This is a genomic window from Carboxylicivirga taeanensis (assembly GCF_051851475.1).
GTDB lineage: Bacteria > Bacteroidota > Bacteroidia > Bacteroidales > Marinilabiliaceae > Carboxylicivirga > Carboxylicivirga taeanensis.
Genome location: NZ_JBPUSJ010000010.1, coordinates 163372 through 182565, shown reverse-complemented (window position 1 = coordinate 182565; position 19194 = coordinate 163372). Strand labels below are relative to the sequence as shown.

Sequence of the window (19194 nt, the reverse complement as noted above, 5' to 3'; positions counted from 1 at the left end):
GGGCATATAATAGTGAAGAAGTCTCAATCATCGTTAATCCTTGTTAAAGGAAATTGTGTTGGGTTTACACAAAAGAAAAAGGACAGATTGAGAAATCTGTCCTTACCCTTAAATCAGCTAACTAAATCCAATTTTTATGAAAAATCCTTGATGCAAATATGACATTTTTATTCAATAAATATCAAATTGATGCAGTTAAGAATTGTTAAATGACAAATTAAAACTATTAACAGGTAATTAGTGATAGTTACTGGCCGAGGTTTTGGCATATATATTTATTGCTGTATTTAATTAACCCTTAAAAGTAAACAGGCTTTGTGAATAATGTGTTATTTTTGTATTGGCCTACCCAAAAATCGAGGAAACTGTAATTAACAACATCAAATATTTAAGCACATTTGTCTATGTTCCGAAGTGTTAGGTATTACTTGCTCTCTATAGCTTTGAGTGTCTGTTTATCAGGTGCATCAGCTCAATTGTCACATTATTCCACCACCAATATTACAACTGATGATGGATTGGCTGACAACAATATACATAGTATTCTTCAGGATTCTTACGGATTTATGTGGTTTGGTTCTGAAGAAGGCTTACACCGTTATGATGGGTACAGCATTGAAGTGTACCGACACGAACCCAAAAACAGCAACTCTATTTCGGCTAATATTGTGCGGGCTTTATACGAAGATGAGTTTGGCCGTTTGTGGATTGGTACCGATGGTGGCGGCATTAGCATATTCGATTTGAATAAGGAAGTGTTTATCAATATTGCCAGCGACGAAGAGGTGCAGCTCACATCTGATGAGGTATTTTGCTTTGCCCCATCGGGCAATAACCACCTGTGGGTGGGTACTAAAAACGGATTGAATTATGTAAAAATAGGGGCTGACAATACTCAACCCATTGAAAGTGTAAAGCACTACCATTACAATGCCCAAAATCCGAATAGCCTGATTTACCCACATGTGTACTCCGTTTTGGAAGATTCAAACGGCACGCTATGGGCGGGTACAACCGAAGGCGGGTTAAGCCGACTAGATGCCGGTTCCGATTCTTTTGTGAACTACTATCCCGAACAAAAAGAAGGAACCATTAGCAGTCGCGCTATTATGGCCATTTACGAGGATAAAATGGGGGAGTTGTGGTTTGGTACCTGGGCACACGGTCTTAATTTGTACGATAAAGAAAAGGATTCATTCATTACTTTTTTGCACGATCCAAAAGACTCAACCTCCATCAGTCACAATAATATCTATTCCTTATGTGAAGATAACGACGGCAACTTATGGATCGGTACCTACGACGGGGGTATGAATCAGTTGGTGAGAGGCGAAACTCTTGCTGACTATAAGTTTAAGCGCTTTAAGGAGCGGGAGAGTGCACTGAAGAGTTTGTTTAAGAACAAGGTGAAGGTGATGCATGCCGACCAGCAAGGCAACCTGTGGGCAGGAACGCTGGGGGGTGGTGTTATTGAGATTTCAAAAAAGCGCGACAACTTTATCCACATAACCAACGGGCAACACTCTTACCACCTCGATGCTATAAACCGGATCAATCAAATTGTGTTAAGCGATGCAGAGCAGTTGATGGTAGCCTCGCAATGTGGCCTTTATCAACTCGATGTGCAGCCAAGAGGCAAGTATGCGTTTAGCGAAGTGCTGGCCGACTCGACTAAATCACCAAACTTATACAAGGAAAATATTACTGCGGTATATAAAAATGCCAATGGACATTTATGGGTCGGTACTGAAAATGATGGACTCATGCACATTGTGCTCGAGAATGAAAAGCTCACATCATTTAAACAGTATACGCAATATAAACCCGCGCCTCACCGCATTAACGGGAATACCGTTCAGAGCATATTTGAGTGGAACGAGCACCTTTGGGTCATTACCAACAACGGAGTTAATATTTTTGACAATAACCGTCAGCAGTTTGTATACGAGAAAGCGGATGGCGCACCATTGTTCCCGGTGACTGAAAGGTTTATTTCCCATTGTATTGACAGTCAGGGGCGTTTTTGGGCCGGAACGGAGTTCGAAGGTTTGTTTTGCTTTTCGATTAACGGGAATCTGGCCGGTGGCGAGATGCTTTATAATTTTAATGAGGATTCAAAAGGCATCGCTTTAGCCGACCGTCAGGTGCTGGTTATTAAGGAAGCAGAAGGTAAAGATATGTGGGTGGGAACTGCGAAAGGCTTGCACCGCATCAATCCGGATAAGGGAACCAATATTGTTTATAAAGAAAAGGATGGCTTACCTTCTTCAGCCGTTAGTCAGATTTACGAGGGGTCCGATAGTACTTTGTGGTTAGGGACGCTGCAAGGGCTCGCTCGTTTTAGTATGAGCTCCGGTGTAATTACTCCATACTTTATGCAGGGCGGTTTTTTGAGTAACTATTTTACACCGGGTAAGCCGGTGGTGCTCAGCGATGGATTGGTGGCCATGCCCACTCACGATGGGCTGTGGGCTTTTTACCCCGATAGTGTGCACCGTAATCCTTATAGTGCCAAGCCGGTGTTGCGTAAAATCAGTCTGTCTGGTAAGGTCATAAAACCCAATGAAGAGGTGAATAACCGGATAATCCTGAACCAGGCTACGGCGCTCACCGACGAGATAACCCTGCGGCACAATGAAAATGTGATTCAAATTGAATTTGCGGCCTTATCGTATTTCGAGCAAGATAAAAACAGCTACATGTATAAGCTCGAAGGCCTCGATGAAGAGTGGAATATTACAGACGCCAACCACCGGTCGGTCATCTACTCTAACCTGTCGCCCGATACTTATACTTTCCGTTTAAGAGCCGCCAACAACGATGGCGAATGGAACCCCGAGGAAGCCGTTCTGAAGATTATAATTCACCCGCCTTTTTATAAAACGTGGTATGCTTACCTTGGCTATTTCATTTTGCTGGTGGTTGGCTTTGTTTTTGCTCAGCGCCTCATTGTAATGAGAGTGAAAGAGCGGGAGCGATTAAAACGAGAGCAGATGGCCCGCGAAAAAGAGGCCTTACTGCACCAGTTGAAGATTCGCTTCTTTACAAACATATCTCATGAGTTTCGCACACCTCTTACACTGATTGCAGGGCCGCTTCAGGAAATGCTTGAGCATGATAATACCCTGTCGGCAGTTACCCGTGGCCGTCTGAACATGATGAAGAACAATACCGATCGCTTATTGCGCCTCATCAACCAGCTCATGGATTTCAGAAAGGTGACCCAGGGCAATATGCACCTGAGCATCCGGGAACGAAATATTACCAGTTTTATTAAGCGTGTGGCTGAATCCTTTCAGGGCATTGCCGACCAGAAGCACATTCAATTTGATTGTCAGATCGACTCAAAACCGCTCATGGTGTGGTTTGACTCCGAAAAACTGGAGACAATCATTTTTAACCTGTTGAGTAATGCGTTTAAATACACCCCAACGGGCGAACAGATTAAAATCGAAGTGAAGCTTGGTAAAAATAAACACTTACAGCTTGTTGTGAGTGATACAGGCCCGGGCGTTCCCGATAAGGATAAAGAGAAAATATTTGAACGCTTCTTCCAGTCGGAGCAAAACCAGGGAATTGGCGAAGCCGGAACCGGGGTGGGCTTGTCGCTGGTGAAAGAGCTGGTGGATATGCACAAAGGCACCATCCGCATCGAGGATAATGAGCCAACGGGCACCCGTTTCATCATCGATATATGTGTTGATAAAAACAAGTTTAGTGCTGATGAAATTACCGAAGAGCAGCAACCCGAGGAGATAACCATTGTTGGGGAGGATGTGAAAACGGAGGTGATTCAGCCTGTTGTAACCGAATCGGGCGATAAACCCAAGGTGCTGGTGGTGGAAGATCAGAATGATTTACGGGCCCACCTTAGCGAAATACTCAAGCAGCATTACCGCGTGGATGAAGCGGCTAATGGTGTTGAAGGCCTGGAGAAAGCCTCATCGTCGATGCCCGATATCATTATCAGCGATGTGATGATGCCGGAAATGGATGGCTTTACTTTCTGTTCAAAATTAAGAAAGAATGTAATCACCAGTCATATACCTATTGTGATGCTCACGGCCCTCGATAATATGGAGTCGAAGCGCGAAGGACTGGAAACCGGTGCCGATGCTTATGTGGTCAAGCCCTTTGATAAGCAGTTGCTGGTGTCGCAAATTCAAAACCTGCTGAATAACCGTCAGCTGCTCAAATCGCGCTTTAAGGAGCAGTGGGATTTTGTTGAGGAGATTGCTACCACCTCTACCGATCAGCAGTTTGTGAACCGCGCCATTCAAACCGTGGAGGAGAACATGTCGGACGCGGCCTTTAATGTATCGGAGCTGGTGAAGAAGATGAACGTGAGCCGTACCTTGCTGCATATGAAACTGCGTGAGCTGACCGGGCAAAGCACCAGTGAGTTTATTCGCACCATCCGCCTCAAACAGGCGGCCAGGCTGCTGAAGCAAGGGGAACTGAACGTATCGGAGGTCACCTATCAGGTGGGATTTAACGACCCTAAGTATTTCTCAAAGAGCTTCAAGAGCCTGTTTGGCGTTACACCGACCTTGTTCCAAAAAGGCGATGCGTCGGGTGGCGAACTAACGAAGTAAGCTCTTATTGCAGGCAACCGATTCACCCAACAGGGTGTAAAATAATTAAGGTTCGAATCTTTATTACACTGTAGAATAAAGATTCGAACCTTAAAATTTTGTGGCTAAGCTTATTAATTTTTTACTGTTCGCTATACATTTCTTTTTCGTAATGGCGGCAAAAACTTTTTAACCCGCAGCGTCCACACTTCGGCTTGCGGGCAATGCACACGTAGCGCCCATGCAGTATCAGCCAGTGGTGCGCAATGGGTAATAATTCCTCAGGAAAATATTTAACCAACTGCTTTTCGGTGTCGAGCGGCGTTTTAGAATTGGTGGTTAAGCCAATGCGGGCTGCCACTCTAAATACATGTGTATCCACCGCCAAGGCCGGTTTTTCGTACACCACCGAGGCAATTACATTAGCCGTTTTACGGCCTACGCCCGGCAGTTTTTGCAGCTCCTTAATGTCATCGGGCACCACGCCACCAAACTCTTCCATCAGCATTTTGGCCATGCCCACCAGGTGTTTGCTTTTATTGTTGGGATAGCTGCACGAACGAATCAGTTCAAAGATTTCCTCAGGGGTGGCCAGCGCCATGTCTTCGGGCCGGGGATAGCGTTCGAAAATAGCGGGCGTCAGCAGGTTAACCCGCTTATCGGTGCATTGGGCCGACAGGATAACAGCGACCAATAACTCGTAGGGGTTGCCATAGTGCAGCTCTGTTTCTGCAATGGGCATGTGTTCCTGGAAGTAATCAATTACTTTTTGAAAGCGTTCTTTTTTTAGCATGTGGTGTTGTTTTGAGCAAATAAATATAGCTAATAGTTCGAAAAGTAAGGAGGCAGAAGCATCCGGTTTGCTTTTCCCTCGCACAAAATGTTTGGACGTTTTGCAGCCTTGCAAAGGCCCCACACAAAATGTTTGGGCATTTTGCAGCCTTGCAAAGGCCCCACACAAAATGTTTGGGTGTTTTACAGCTCTGCAAAACTCCGGTGTAGCCTGGTTACACCTATAGGCTCATCAGTTTAAGGCCAAAATAGATGGTTCGGGGGCGCGATGGGCCATACACATAATTACTATCCCGGTTTTTGCCTTTATCAAAGTCATCCTGGTAGGCATTAAACAGATTTTGTACGCCACCAAACAATTCAACACCCACTCCAACGTAGCGCCAGTCTAGGGCATAGCTAAGTTTAATGTTGGTCTCCATAAAAGCATCTGAGCGCATCAACTCATCATTAACCGGGTTGCCAGTCCCATCATTTTCGCCGGTACCAAAGTGGGGAATCAGCATGGTGCCGGTGTAAATACCCGACAGCGCTGCTTTAATGCCCCACACCGGGTTGTAGGTGAGGGTGTAGTAGCCATACTGCTCTGGCGTGCGCAAATAGTCTTTAGTGCCCTCAATGCGTTCCGACCATTGCACAGCGTTATCATATTGGCTCGATTGCAGGGTGTAGCCCGCCTCAAGCTGCCACAGCTTGTTGTAATTGGCGCGGGCCTCAAGGGTGATTCCTTTCACGGTGGAGTTGCCTCCGTTGCGCTTTTCCAGTATGGCGTTGCCCTGGCCATCGGTACCGTTTTCTTCCAGAATAAAGGCGTCGAACAGGGTGGTGTGAAACCCTTCGAGAGTAAGGCCCCAGATGTAGCGTTCGGTGGGTTTATCGTAGTTAATGGAGGCGCTCCAGCTCTGCGAACGCTCTTCCTCCAAATCATCGGCCAGCCGGATGCGCTGAATACCGCCACCAGCAAAGGCGATGTGCATGTCGGAGTCGAAGGCCTGCGGTGCCCTGAACCCGGTTGACCAGCTGCCGCGCAGCTGCATGCCGTTTTGTTTGTACAAAAGCGACACGCGGGGACTCATAATAAGCCGATCCACCATGTTGTGCTTATCGGCCCGCACACCGGTTAGCAGGTTCCATTTCTGTGCCAGCTCCCAGTCGCTCTGGAAATAGGCGCCAAAATTACGGGTGGTTTGGTCCAGTAAGTAGTCGTAGGCTTTGATTTCGTCTACCACCATGTCGTAATTGTATTCGCTGCCAAAGGTGAGGTTGTTTTTCCCTCCAAAGAAATTTGACAGCAGGTGGTTGAGCTGCACACCGCCCATATAGGTTTCGTTTTCGGTTAAGCCGTAGGGCGGGTTTTCAAGGTGCTGCTGATAGCCCGGGTCATCTGTTTCGGGTTTGATTCCCGTGTAGTGGTCGCGGTCGGTTTTTTGCCCGGCTACATATACATCCAGTGAGGAGAGGTTGTCGTTAAACGAGAAGCTGTAATCCAGGCCGCCCATCAGCACATTGTGCGTGCGTTCCTCGGTTTGTTCGGCCAGGTAAGCCGGCAGGTCTTCGCGGTCGCCACCGCGGCGGTACTCATAGAGGCTCGAGAAGCTGGCTTCCAGTTTATGGTTGGGTGCCGGCAGTAAAAATGAGGTGAAGCCAAAGGAGTTGTTTTTCAACTTGGGCAGCTCACTAAAACCGTCACCATTGTGATCATACGATTCACGTGTGCGGTTAGTGGCAAACAGGGTGAGGCCGGCGTTTTTACGGTCGGACAGGATGCCGGCGTTGGCAAATACCTGGCTGTCGTTGGCATCGCCATTGATAAGCGATTGGGTGGTGGAGGCTGAGAAACTGCTCGACTCCGGCACTTTGGTGATGACATTGACCGTGCCTCCCACGGCGCCCGCACCATATAACGCCGACCCTCCGCCACGCACTATTTCAATGCGTTCAATCATGTTGGTGGGTATCTGCTCCAAGCCATATAAACCCGTGAGCGGGCTAAATACCGGGCGGCTGTTAATCAGTATTTGCGAATAGGCGCCACCCAGTCCGTTCATGCGCAGCTGCGTATAGTTACAGGTTTGGCAGTCGGTTTCCATGCGCAGACCGGGCTGAAATGCCAGACCTTCGGACAAGGTGCCGGCTTGTAGCTGCTCCAGTTTTTGGCCCTCGAGTACATTCACCACAACGGCCGATTCAGTTTTGCGCTTGAATGTTTTGGTACCCGTTATCACAATGTCATCCAGCGACATGACCTGCTCTTTCAGTACAAAATTAATTTCCTGCGACTGGCCTGCTACAATTGTCACCGTTTTCTCAACCGGCTTATAGCCCATCAGGCTGGCAACGAGGGTATGCTGGCCCTCTGGCAGATTGGTGAGCAGGTAATGCCCCGATAAATCGGTCATGGTGCCATGTTGGGTGTCTTTAAGATAGACACTGACAAAGGGTAAGTGTTCGTTATCTGCTCTTACATCACCAAAAATATTGGCATCTGTTTTTTGAGCCTGTAAAGTGAGGTTGGTAAGCAGGGTTAAAATAATCAGGCTGACAATGTACTTCATGTGATACTGTTCTTTTAGATATAGTTGTGTTACTTTCCATAAAGAACAGTATCTGTATAGAAAAGTTTATAACGATGAGCTAAGAATCTCGAAGTACAAAGCCTGACGTCCTAAACAGGAAGTCAGGTGGGTAAACGCCTGCTGTTGTTGCAAGGCGAACGTGTTATAAAAATAAGAGCAGACTCACGGCCATCACGGCCATGCCGGCAAAAAGTCCGTAGATGGACAGGTGGTGCTCCCCGTACTCACGAGCCGAGGGCAGCAGTTCATCCAGACTGATAAATACCATGATGCCTGCCACCCCGGCAAAGATGATGCCGAAGGTCAGCGGCGTCATAAAGGGCATGAGTATCAGGTAGCCTATCAGCGCACCAATGGGCTCAGACAGGCCCGACAGAAAACTGAGGCGAAAAGCCTTGCGACGACTGCCTGTGGCATAATATACCGGTACCGATACCGCAATACCCTCAGGAATGTTGTGAATGGCGATGGCAACGGCAATGGCGATACCCAGATTAGGGTCTTGCAAAGCTGCCGTAAATGTGGCCAGTCCTTCGGGGAAATTATGGATGCCAATGGCCAAGGCTGTGAACATGCCCATGCGCATCAGCTTTTTATCTTTCATGGCTTTAGGCTGGTTTTCCATCTCTTCGATGGAGTGCAGCTCGTGGGGGTTTTCTGCCGACGGAATAAACTTATCGATGAGCGCGATAAATAGGACGCCACCAAAAAAAGCGAGCACGGTGTACCAGGTGCCGGGCTGCTCGCCATAGGCCTCTACCATGGTGTCTTTGGCTTTCATAAAAATTTCGACAAACGATACATAAATCATTACACCGGCCGAAAAGCCTAAGGATAAAGCTAAAAAACGGGTGTTGGTGCGTTTGGCAAAAAAGGCCATGGCACTGCCAATACCAGTACTGAGGCCGGCAAATAAGGTAAGCCCAAAGGCGAAAAGTATCGCGTCAAAATCCATATAATCAGTGGTCGAATTACTATTATCAATGGAACGAATGGTGTTCCGTTACAAAATTTGGCGCAAGTTAATAGTAATTTGTTAATGAATAAAAGAATTGGAGTGAGCAATGTAATGGAGCGTGTAAAAGTCTACTAAAGGGCCTGCAGTGAAAGAACCGTTTTTGATTGTAATAACACGCATTTATAGCACCGTCTGAGTTACTTCATCCTGATGTTTTTTACGAACACCCGTATTTTTGCTACTAAGGTATTGGATTACAACACTAAAACATCCGGATCTTTGATTAATTCAGTATAATTTTTTATACATTGCGTTTTATAAATTTTTAACCTAATGTGATTATGAAGGAATTTGTTCCCTATGTGAACCTGGACACCGTTAAAGATGCTAACGGTAAAATAGAAAAGTTTGTGGTACGAACTGTCTCTTACCTGCCAGATGACAGCACCATTACAAAAAGCGGTGAAGGCGAAGTAGCTGATAATGTCTACTTCCGACCCTTAACCATCACCTACACTGGTACATCGACCACATTCAAAGCTTTTGACGTTGATTTCACCATCAACCGTAAGGATATTGGCTTGCTGGAACGCGGTGCTAATGTGAAGGTAAAAAGTGCAGTGGTTGTTGCACAGGCAGCTGATGTGGCAATGTTGAGGGATGATGAAAATACTGGAACCATTATTGAGTACGAAGGAGATATCTAATGGTTCAATTTAGAAATAAAGAAAAGCAAACTGGAATAAGGTTAAATTATTATTTCATTTGCTTTTTTTTGTTTTTTAGTAGTACTCATATTTTTGCCTTTAGTAGTGATGTCAAAAAGGATGAGTTAAGTGGTTTAGCACAAAAATGTTTGGTATGTAATAATTCCAGTGAATTCAAGGAGAAAATTAATGCAGTTAAGGAGGAAGTTTCAAAACTGAGTGAGAAACAATTATTGATTGTTGGTATTGATTCCCCAAATGTCAATCTTGAGGAAGCCTTTATACTTCAATTCAGTTACTGTATTTATTTATATGAGCAAAAAGAATATGAGAAATCATTATCGCTCTTACCAATTGAGGTAAGTGGAATTCAACTGGATGATTGTGTTTTTGCCTACTATTATGAAATTAAGGGGAATCTATACAGATACACAAAACAGTATAAACAAGCATTAAATTGCTTCATTAGATCAATCGAATTTTATAATGGTTTGGAAGATGATATTGAATTGTCAAGGCTGCATTATAAGGCTGGTGTTTTAAATCTTGATGTAAAAAATTATATTCTCGCAAAAGATTATTTAGAGAAAGCCGTAGAATATGCAAAGTCCTCTCAGAATAAACGTTTAATTAAAACAACAACCAGTACACTAGCATCATATTTTCAGTCGCAAGGAGAAAATGACAAAGCTTTAGTTCTTTATGAAAAGGTTATAAATAACATGCCTATTAATACTAGAGATTCTGCTAGGCTATTAATGAATATTGGAACATTACATAAAGTTAAGAGAAATTTTAGTATTGCAAAGGAGAGTTATGCTGCCTCATTGGAATTGCGTTTAAGGCTTAATGATAGCATAGGAATCGCAAATGCATATAATAATATTGGTCAACTCTATATTGAGTTGAAGGACTACAAAACGGCTTTAGGATATTTAGATAAGGCATACGATTATGCTATAGAAAACGGGATAAAAAATATTTCACTATCTAGTTCTTTTAATTTGATTGAACTATATATGCAGTTAGGTCGGAAGGATTCTGCGATAGCTCTACTGCATAATTATATTAATTTAAGATCGGAGCTCGATAACAATAATATAAAGACTCAGTTAATTGAGTTAGATAAGAAATACAAAACCCTCGAAAAAGACACGCAAATTGCTCAATTGCAAAAAGAAGATGCCCTCAATCAGGCCCGCCTTAAGAATAAAAACATATTAATTATAGCCGCTTGCAGTTTTTTGTTACTGTTTTTAGTGGTTGCCTACCTCATAAACCGTCAGCGCAAAGAGCTGGTTCAATCGCGCAAGCGTCTGCTGCGGCAGAAAGAGGATATTACCGGCATGAACGAGCAGCTGCGGGTATCCAACCTGGCTAAAGACCGTATTCTCTCGGTTATTGGGCACGACCTGCGCGGACCCGTTGGTGGTTTAAAAGAATTGATTGAGCTTTACCTGGAGCTGCCCGAGTATGAACCTAACGATATTAAAAACCTGCTCACCACGGCCTGCGAAGCCTCTACCAGTACCTACCACCTGCTCGAAAACCTCTTGAGCTGGGCTAACTCGCAACGTGGCGATATTGAATTTAATCCAATGCTCACGCCCATAGTGCCGCTTATTAAGCAGAGTGTGCAGTTATTGGACCGTTCCATTAACGTGCGCAATGTGCGGTTCGAGTTTGATATACCTCAGGCTCTGGTGGCGCCTGTCGATGTTAATATGTTGCGCACAGTTATTCGTAACCTCGTGTCTAATGCATTAAAATACTCACCCGAAAATGGGCTGGTAAAAATTATTGGTGTAGAAGAAGACAAGTGGGTCAAATTAGGTATTTGCGACCAGGGTAAAGGAATGTCGGAAGGTGAGGCCCGGAACATTTTTAAAAAGAAAGAAACCTATTTTATTGGTTCAGAACTAACGGCCAAAGGCACCGGATTGGGGCTTATCCTCTGCAAGGAGTTTGTAGAGCGGCATGGCGGTACCATCTGGATTAACTCCGAAGAGGGTGTTGGTACCCAGGTTTGGTTCAGCATCCCGCAAAAAGGTGTGACAACAACCCAGATGGTTGAATTGCAGCAAACTGAAGTGCAATAAGCCATGGAATTACATAAAAAATATTTGTAATTTGAGGGCCCTTAGTGAGTTGGTATTTTAATCTATATCCCTATGTTAGCGGCCTGGAAAAAGTCTTTTTTACTGATTGTCTTCAGTTATTTAAGTAGTTACCTATGTGCTTCAGAGCAGGATTCTTTATCTGCCAGATATTTAAAGGCCAAGGATGATGGACTGGCTTTTATGGCTCAGATTGGTGGTCATCCCTTCGACACTCAGCTGGCTTTTTTAGATTCCGCGGTCAATCAAACAGATGATCTAAAGAAAGCGGCGTACCATATTCAGTTTGTTAAAAAGTACCTTAAGCGTCATGAAGCTGTTGACTCACTTCTACTCTTGGCAGAACAGCATTTACTGGCCCTCAACTGTCAGCGTGGTGCAGCAGAAGCAATGTTTTATAAAGGGCTTCGGGCCATGCAGAGCCATCAAACAGAGGTGGTGCACTCCGCACTAAACGAAGCAGCTCGTTTATTTAGATTGACCGACTATCCTGAAGGAGTATTCTATTCGTTTTCGCGGTTGGCCAATTACTATTCAAAACTGGATAATTTTCAGCTGGCCAATAAATACAACCGCGAAGTATTAAGCCTGGCTGATACAATAGGGGATGTTAATTTAAAGGAATCGGCCTATCTCAATGTAGCCAATTGTTACTCTGAGCAAGGCGCGGTGAACGAAGCCGTTATTTATTATAATTTATTGGAAAAGAGTCTTGAACAGAGCCACAATTCAAAACGCTACAAACCCCTGTACAATAACCTCGGCGTACTGTATATCCATCAGGAGAATTGGGAAAAAGCAAATGAATACCTGTTGAAATCTCTGGCAATAAAAGAGCAGGAAGGTGACTCATTGGGAATGTTTGGCAGCTATCAGAACTTGTTCAGAATTAGTTTGAAAACGCAGCAACTTAAAAATGCCACTTCGTACTATTCAAAGATGAATGCCTTGAAGCCTCGCCTGACTATACCTATAGATCAGCTTCTGACTTTTAAATATAATTCAACCATCTACCATATTTTAACCGATAACAAAACCAATGCAGTAGATGATTTTAAGCAGTACACATCAATTAAAGACTCCATAAATAATGCGGTATTTGCTAACGAACTGTTGTCGATAGAGGAGGGATATGAAATTGACAAACGCAACCAGACCATTGAACTATTGCAGCAAAAAGAGGCATTGCAGAATACACAAGTAGCCAATCTAAAAACAATCATTGGTATTGTTGTTGCCTTTCTTGTTGTTCTGTTAGTGAATGGGTTTTACATGAAACGTCAATGGGTAAAGCTTAACGAGGCTGATAAGCGCCTGCAGGAAAAGCAGGATGAGGTAATAATGGCGAACAAGCGACTGGAAACCCTTAATAAATCAAAAGATCGAATCTTATCAGTTATTGGCCATGATTTGCGGGGGCCTGTTGGTGGCTTAAAAGAATTGGTTGAGTTGTATATGGAGTTGCCCGAGTTGGAACCTCAAGATATTACCAACCTGCTCAAAACAGCTCGTGAATCATCAAGCGGTGCCTATTATTTGCTGGAAAACCTGTTGACCTGGGCCAATTCGCAACGCGGAGAAATTGAATTTAAAGCCATGCTTACGCCTGTTTATCCTGTTATCAGAAAGTCCATCGATTTATTGAATCAATCTATCAATACTAAGAACATAGGCTTCGAAATTAACATCCATCCAACATTATCGATACCAGTGGATGTAAATATGTTTAGAACCATTGTGCGGAACTTGGTATCCAATGCTATTAAGCATTCACATAAGAACGGGCTTGTGGAGGTTAATGCAGAAGCAAGGGATGGTGAGGTGCTGTTTAGTGTGGTTGATCACGGCCAAGGAATGACAGCTGATATGATAAGCCAGCTTTTTGCTAAAAAGGAGGCCTATTATATCAGTTCTGATGAGTCTGCCAACGGGACGGGCCTGGGTTTAATACTCTGTAAGGAGTTTGTTGAACGCCATGGAGGGCGTATTTGGGTTGATTCGGAAAAGGAGGTTGGTACGCGTGTTTGCTTTACTCTTCCGATGACCACGACCATGGCCTATTCAATAGAAAAGACCCGGGCATCAATGATTGGCTAAAAAAGTTGCTGCTTTTATAGTTAAGGTAGAAGTTAAAAGGCCTAAACAGGCCTTTTCTGTATTTACCACAATCGTTGTTTCTCACCGTTTAATCCGGCCCGGTAAAACTGGTTATCTTCAATGATAAGCAGTTCGCCATTTTCTCCAAGTTTAATGGAGGTATCAGCGGCTAAAATGCGCTGGTCAAATCGCACTTCTATCTGCTCCATCGACGTATGGCCTACCACAATGTGTTTCGCCTTAAAATGCTGCAGAATAGAGTCGATATGCGAGTTGGTTAGCGTAGTGTCTCTAAAATAGCCACGGTACCAAATAGGCCCTTTCGAACGCGCCAGTAATGACAGGTGCGCATTGGCACGTATGCTGTCGCGGTGATTGTCAATTATCTGCTCTGAAAAAGTAGTGTTGATTTGGTCAATCTGTTGATTCTGGTGCACTAAATCCATTGACAGACCGGCATGATTAAATACCACATCGTTAATGCGAAGGACCACCGGACAGGTGCGGAGCCATTGCCCCAGAAATGTTTCTTGGCCAAAGAGTTCGTCATAACTATGTCCGCTTAGCTGCTCCACTTGCTGGTATTTCTCATTAATGTAGCGCAAATCGGCATTTAATACCATAATGTCATGATTACCCAACAGGTAGTGAACCTGTCCGCCTGCCTTACTGGCTTGCTGGCTGAGTTTGATAATGTGCCAAAGGGTTTCGGTCACTTTATCGCCCCGGTCGAAGGCATCACCAATCACTACCAGATGGCCATTCTTAAAACTCCAATCGCCTTTATGATCGATAATTTGGTTGGCCGATAATAGCTTAATAAACAAATCGTATTGTCCGTGCACGTCACTTAGGGCGGCGATGCGTTCAATGTTATTGTACGAAGCCGGCTTTCGAAGGAGCAGCTGGTTGAGACCACTTAGTTTAAATTTGTAGTTAACAGGCTGATGTAACAGTACTCTATCCGCAAGCTTCATTTCGGTGGTATGCAGCGAATCGTTATTCACCCATTTTACACTGGCTGTTTCCCCGTTTAAGAAAATGTAAGGGCCATCGCTAATACCCTGCTCACCAGTGAGGTGTATTTCTGTGGCGGGGTTGAATTGTTCAAAATAGTAAATTGCTACAATTGAAACAGCTATAGTAATAATCACTGTTAATATAATTTTTGGGCGGGCTTGTTTAGTCATGTTTTTTTTCATAAAAATACAATGATATTTGGATTAGTGTTATTTTTTCCTGAAGTATTAACTCCATTCAACAGAATTAATTAGTCAGTTGAATGGATAGAAAGGGACTCTTTTCTTTCTTATTGGAAAAAATAAATGATTCAGGTTGTAGATGTGAACATTGTCATTTGACAGTGGGTTATAATTTTTTTAAATATTCTTAAACAAATTGTTCTTAGAAAAATGGGAGAATATGCGTATTTTAGTTGCAGCAGTAAATCCTTAAATATTGCAGTGATGAAAAATAAATCTGAACTGATTGAGCGCATTATTCGACTTTTGAATGATAACTTTGTTGTTTATATTCAGCGCGATACCAATAAAATTGTTGCGTTCCCTGAAATGGGCGAGGTGATGGATTTTATGGATTTTGGTGATGATAATTACGAATTGCTGTATCATGAAGTAGAGAGTCATCCCGATAACTTCTTTAAAATAGAGCCACTGACATCACGTGAGCTTTATAACGTAATGATGGATTTCGCAACAGAGCAGGAGCGGGTAGATAGTATTCGGCTGGTAAAAGCACTGCGAACCAAGACACCAATTCCTCAGTTCAACAATGAAGTTGTTAAGATGGGGCCTGAGATGCTTGCTTCCTGGCAGGATTATTACTCTGACCAGTTACGTATTATTCTTCGAAGCCGCTTTTGTAAAGAGCGCATTCATATCTTTTCCGAAAATTGTAATTGATAGGTAGTGATTGTTTTATGATGTGAGTTAGAGGTTTTAAGGTTTCTATCTATAGCTATTCATGAGTTGCATGGCGTGTGCTTTATAGGCAGAACCAAATAGGTTTAGGTGATTTAGTACATGATAAAGCATATAGATATTCTGCCGATTTTCATAGCCATCTTGAAGCGGATAGTGGTGGTGATAGCTGGTGTAAAATTCAGATGTAAAACCTCCAAATAGTTTGGTCATGGCTAAATCGGCTTCACGATGTCCATAGTATACCGCCGGATCTATTAATACGGGATGTCCATTTGAACTCACCATGTAGTTACCTGCCCATAAGTCGCCATGAAGCAGAGAGGGAGCCTCTGTAGTTTCACCAAGTATGCGGGGTAAAGAGTTTTCAATGTACTGAAAAGCTTTTTTAAATGCATCGTCGGTATACCCATTTTTTTCTGCCAATCGGTATTGATAGAGCAGTCGGTGAGTAAAATAAAATTCGACCCACGAGTTGCATTCTGTGTTAATTTGAGGGGTTGAGCCAATAAAGTTATCCTCACAAAAGCCAAAAGCCGTATGGGTATGTTTATGTAAATTGGCAAGCAAGGCGCCAAATGTTTCAAAGAAGTCTGACTTTTTGTTGCCTGATATAATGGCTTCGAGCAACAGAAAGTTATCAGTAACTAATATCACTTCGGGGACTCTGATAGCTGCCGCTTTTTTGAGTTCAATTAGCCCATTGGCTTCCTTTCGAAACATACAGCCATCATAACCTTGTTTGAGAAAGTAGTTGCGGCCATCATCAGTTTTTAAAAGTGAAGTTTGAGCAATGCAACCACCACCAATGATTTGTTCATTAGTGATGGAGCATTGCAAAATATCTTCTATTTGTTTAATTGTTGGGTGCTTCATCTTTCTCAATGTGAGTTAATAAGCCTTCGCAGGCATCTTCTAACAAATCAAGAACTAGTTCAAAGCCAGCTGCTCCACCATAGTACGGATCGGGCACCGACTCGTGTGGGTGGCGGCTACAATAATCGGTCATTTTGCTGATTTTCGTTGTAGCAGCTTCATTGGGCGATAAGCGGTAAAGGTCGTCCATGTTTTGCTCATCCATACCAATAATGTAGTCGAAGTATTCAAAATCGGCAGGGCTCTTAATTTGTCTGCTGATACTTGTCAGATGAATATTTCTATTGAGTGCATGCCGATGCATCCTTTGGTCTGCCGGTTCACCAGCATGGTAGCCGGTGATGCCGGCTGAATCAATTTCAAATCGTTCAGCTATTCCCCTTTGTTTGATTAGGCTATTCATAACTGCTTCAGCACTGGGGCTTCGGCAAATATTCCCCAGGCATACAAATAGTATCTTAGTTTTATCCATTTGAAAGATGATTACATGAAAGCAATGAAAATGCAATAAAGAAAGTAAACAAACTAATAAACTTGTTGTTTTTCTTACTGAAAAATGCTTTTTTCGCTCACTTGCTTAATATCTTTGAAAAAATCATAATAAAAGTCTTCGGACAGCTATAAAAATCGTATTTCGTTTATAATAATAAATCATGAGAAAAGTAATACTAGGCCTGTTTGTATTCGCATGCATTACGGCCAGTGCTCAGGAAGATTACAAAGATCTTCATACAAAACATGAGTATACCACAGAAGGGAAGCATGAGGTTTTAACCATCGATTATGATGATATTCGCTTTAAAAAGCGTCCCAGAAATATTATTCTGTTTATTGGTGATGGAATGGGAGTTGCTCAGGTATTTGCCGGTATCACTGCTAATAATGGACTAAATATCGAACAAATGCCTTTTGTTGGTTTTAGTAAAACCCAAAGTGCAGATAATTACGTCACTGATTCGGCTGCTGGCGGAACTGCTTTATCAACAGGTACCAGGACTTATAACGGTGCCATTGGAGTGGATGAAAATGGTGAAAAACTCACCACTATACTGGAATATGCGGAAAGAAATGGAAAATCGACCGGTTTGGTATCGACCTCTGCCATCACGCATGCCACACCAGCCTCATTTATTGCGCATCAGCCTAAACGGAGTATGTATGAAGAGATAGCGGCTGATTTTCTGAAAACCGACATTGACGTGTTCATTGGTGGTGGTGCCGATTTCTTTACTAAGCGTGCTGATGGCAGAAATCTCGTTTTGGAGTTAAATCAAAAAGGGTATAATGTTGGTTACGAAGTGGATGAAGTAGAAAACTATACAGAGGGTAAGCTGGCCGTGCTAACAGCCGTAGGGCACAATCCGGGTTATCGTGATCGGGGTGAAATGTTAACCAAGTCAACATCAAAAGCCATTGAAATATTGAGCAATGGTAGCCGAAAAGGGTTTTTTCTGATGGTGGAAGGTAGCCAGATTGATTGGGGAGGCCACCAGAACGATGCGTCTTATGTGACTGGCGAAGTGCTTGATTTGGATAAGGCGCTGGCCGAGGCCTTGAAGTTCGCTATGGAAGACCGCAGAACACTGGTGGTGGTTACAGCCGACCATGAAACCGGAGGCATGGCAGTGCTGGGTGGCGACACCAGTAAAGGACATGTTAAAACAGGTTTTACAACAGGTGATCATACCTCTGTTATGGTGCCGGTATTTGCATTTGGTGCCGGAGCCCAAGAGTTTGTAGGGGTTTATAATAATACCGAAATCTTTGAGAAGATGTACCAGCTCTTTAAGTTTAAAGAGGCTGATAAAGATAATTAAACAGCACCTGCTGTTTGTGCGCAGAGCTGCTCATTTAGAGCAGCTTTTTTTTGCACTTTAGTCAGCTTAATTGTTAAAATGTGTTGATTTCTGCATTTAATTTCTAATTTTATCAGGCAATTAAGTTTAAAAGTGAATCAAATCAAACCACCTCAAATCAATAACGGCAATATTGAGAGGCAAAAGGACGTGTATGAGTATTTGTTCAATCACTACTATGCCCGTTTGTGTGCCTATGCCCTGCGTTATGTCGAAAGAAAAGACTATGCTGAAGATGTTGTTTCAGATACTTTTTTTAAGATGTGGCAACGCGGAACGATAGAAATAAGCAGCACTGTTCAGGGATATCTTTTTCGGGCTGTTTACAATAACTGCATGGATTTTCTTCGTCACCGAAACAATCGTTTACATAAGCATCAGGTACTGCCTGTTGAGTTGGAGAACGATGCCTCAATGGCTTTGTTCAAGGACTTTTCCGAACAGGATAGTTTGATCATCAAAGAAATAGAAAAGGCTATTGAAGAAGCCATCAATAAGTTACCACCTCAAGCAAAAACTGTTTTTGTACTAAAACGGCATCACGGATTGAAGAACAAAGAGATTGCAGAACAACTTAATATTGCAGTTAAAACGGTTGAGATGCATATGAGCCGGGCCTTGGCATTTTTGCGAAATGAATTGAAAGAGTATTGCCCTTTCTTATTGGCCATCTGTCTGTTATGAAAGCAAGTCATTTTTTT

At 43.3% G+C, this 19194-nt stretch carries 13 protein-coding genes; 7 read left to right on the top strand and 6 right to left on the bottom strand.

Features of this window, described 5'->3' with window-relative positions:
- Positions 1 to 404 precede the first annotated feature (404 nt).
- Complete coding sequence (locus ACSX1H_RS14795; RefSeq protein ID WP_439185000.1) at positions 405 to 4595, top strand: hybrid sensor histidine kinase/response regulator transcription factor; 4191 nt, start codon at positions 405 to 407, stop codon at positions 4593 to 4595.
- A 121-nt stretch (positions 4596 to 4716) separates the two neighbouring features.
- Here ACSX1H_RS14795 and nth read toward each other — a convergent pair whose 3' ends face one another.
- The 3 genes from nth to zupT all read right to left on the bottom strand — a co-directional run bounded on the left by nth (position 4717) and on the right by zupT (position 8897).
- Complete coding sequence (nth, locus tag ACSX1H_RS14790; protein ID WP_439184999.1) at positions 4717 to 5367, bottom strand: endonuclease III; 651 nt, start codon at positions 5365 to 5367, stop codon at positions 4717 to 4719.
- 220 nt (positions 5368 to 5587) lie between these two features.
- Complete coding sequence (locus ACSX1H_RS14785) at positions 5588 to 7921, bottom strand: TonB-dependent receptor (RefSeq protein ID WP_439184998.1); 2334 nt, start codon at positions 7919 to 7921, stop codon at positions 5588 to 5590.
- 163 nt (positions 7922 to 8084) lie between these two features.
- A complete protein-coding gene (zupT, locus tag ACSX1H_RS14780) occupies positions 8085 to 8897 on the bottom strand; it encodes a zinc transporter ZupT (protein ID WP_439184997.1) in 813 nt (270 codons plus the stop codon).
- 344 nt (positions 8898 to 9241) lie between these two features.
- Here zupT and ACSX1H_RS14775 point away from each other — a divergent pair, with 344 nt between their 5' ends.
- The 3 genes from ACSX1H_RS14775 (at position 9242) to ACSX1H_RS14765 (ending at position 13821) form a co-directional block, all read left to right on the top strand.
- The gene (locus ACSX1H_RS14775) at positions 9242 to 9607 is read left to right on the top strand and encodes a hypothetical protein (protein WP_439184996.1); all 366 of its coding nucleotides are present in this window, start codon (positions 9242 to 9244) and stop codon (positions 9605 to 9607) included.
- Between the two features lie 68 nt (positions 9608 to 9675).
- Entirely contained in the window at positions 9676 to 11706 is a 2031-nt protein-coding gene (locus ACSX1H_RS14770; RefSeq protein WP_439184995.1) for an ATP-binding protein, read from the top strand.
- A gap of 72 nt (positions 11707 to 11778) precedes the next feature.
- Complete coding sequence (locus ACSX1H_RS14765) at positions 11779 to 13821, top strand: tetratricopeptide repeat-containing sensor histidine kinase (protein WP_439184994.1); 2043 nt, start codon at positions 11779 to 11781, stop codon at positions 13819 to 13821.
- A gap of 62 nt (positions 13822 to 13883) precedes the next feature.
- On the opposite strand, the gene ACSX1H_RS14760 is transcribed toward ACSX1H_RS14765, so the two are convergent.
- On the bottom strand, positions 13884 to 15011 hold the full coding sequence (locus tag ACSX1H_RS14760) for a metallophosphoesterase (RefSeq protein ID WP_439184993.1): 1128 nt from the start codon (positions 15009 to 15011) through the stop codon (positions 13884 to 13886).
- A gap of 276 nt (positions 15012 to 15287) precedes the next feature.
- Here ACSX1H_RS14760 and ACSX1H_RS14755 point away from each other — a divergent pair, with 276 nt between their 5' ends.
- Positions 15288 to 15743 (top strand): UPF0158 family protein, encoded by a 456-nt coding sequence (locus ACSX1H_RS14755; protein WP_439184992.1) that lies wholly within the window; start codon positions 15288 to 15290, stop codon positions 15741 to 15743.
- Between the two features lie 45 nt (positions 15744 to 15788).
- Here the strand turns inward: ACSX1H_RS14755 and ACSX1H_RS14750 are convergent, their stop codons facing one another.
- Both ACSX1H_RS14750 and ACSX1H_RS14745 read right to left on the bottom strand, forming a co-directional pair.
- Positions 15789 to 16637, bottom strand: a complete 849-nt coding sequence (locus ACSX1H_RS14750) for a fructosamine kinase family protein (RefSeq protein ID WP_439184991.1) — start codon at positions 16635 to 16637, stop codon at positions 15789 to 15791.
- A complete protein-coding gene (locus ACSX1H_RS14745; RefSeq protein WP_439184990.1) occupies positions 16618 to 17109 on the bottom strand; it encodes a low molecular weight protein-tyrosine-phosphatase in 492 nt (163 codons plus the stop codon). Before ACSX1H_RS14745 ends, ACSX1H_RS14750 begins: the two co-directional genes overlap by 20 nt.
- Before the next feature lie 181 nt (positions 17110 to 17290).
- Here ACSX1H_RS14745 and ACSX1H_RS14740 point away from each other — a divergent pair, with 181 nt between their 5' ends.
- Both ACSX1H_RS14740 and ACSX1H_RS14735 read left to right on the top strand, forming a co-directional pair.
- Positions 17291 to 18454 (top strand): alkaline phosphatase, encoded by a 1164-nt coding sequence (locus ACSX1H_RS14740; RefSeq protein ID WP_439184989.1) that lies wholly within the window; start codon positions 17291 to 17293, stop codon positions 18452 to 18454.
- Positions 18455 to 18586: 132 nt separating this feature from the next.
- The gene (locus ACSX1H_RS14735; protein ID WP_439184988.1) at positions 18587 to 19177 is read left to right on the top strand and encodes an RNA polymerase sigma-70 factor; all 591 of its coding nucleotides are present in this window, start codon (positions 18587 to 18589) and stop codon (positions 19175 to 19177) included.
- Positions 19178 to 19194 lie beyond the last annotated feature (17 nt).

What these genes read in the sequence shown, in the direction of transcription:
- ACSX1H_RS14795 (WP_439185000.1), top strand. Translation starts at nt 405, where the DNA reads ATGTTCCGAAGTGTTAGGTATTACTTGCTCTCTATAGCTTTGAGTGTC.
- nth (WP_439184999.1), bottom strand. Translation starts at nt 5,367, where the DNA reads ATGCTAAAAAAAGAACGCTTTCAAAAAGTAATTGATTACTTCCAGGAA.
- ACSX1H_RS14785 (WP_439184998.1), bottom strand. Translation starts at nt 7,921, where the DNA reads ATGAAGTACATTGTCAGCCTGATTATTTTAACCCTGCTTACCAACCTC.
- zupT (WP_439184997.1), bottom strand. Translation starts at nt 8,897, where the DNA reads ATGGATTTTGACGCGATACTTTTCGCCTTTGGGCTTACCTTATTTGCC.
- ACSX1H_RS14775 (WP_439184996.1), top strand. Translation starts at nt 9,242, where the DNA reads ATGAAGGAATTTGTTCCCTATGTGAACCTGGACACCGTTAAAGATGCT.
- ACSX1H_RS14765 (WP_439184994.1), top strand. Translation starts at nt 11,779, where the DNA reads ATGTTAGCGGCCTGGAAAAAGTCTTTTTTACTGATTGTCTTCAGTTAT.
- ACSX1H_RS14760 (WP_439184993.1), bottom strand. Translation starts at nt 15,011, where the DNA reads ATGACTAAACAAGCCCGCCCAAAAATTATATTAACAGTGATTATTACT.
- ACSX1H_RS14755 (WP_439184992.1), top strand. Translation starts at nt 15,288, where the DNA reads ATGAAAAATAAATCTGAACTGATTGAGCGCATTATTCGACTTTTGAAT.
- ACSX1H_RS14750 (WP_439184991.1), bottom strand. Translation starts at nt 16,637, where the DNA reads ATGAAGCACCCAACAATTAAACAAATAGAAGATATTTTGCAATGCTCC.
- ACSX1H_RS14745 (WP_439184990.1), bottom strand. Translation starts at nt 17,109, where the DNA reads ATGGATAAAACTAAGATACTATTTGTATGCCTGGGGAATATTTGCCGA.
- ACSX1H_RS14740 (WP_439184989.1), top strand. Translation starts at nt 17,291, where the DNA reads ATGAGAAAAGTAATACTAGGCCTGTTTGTATTCGCATGCATTACGGCC.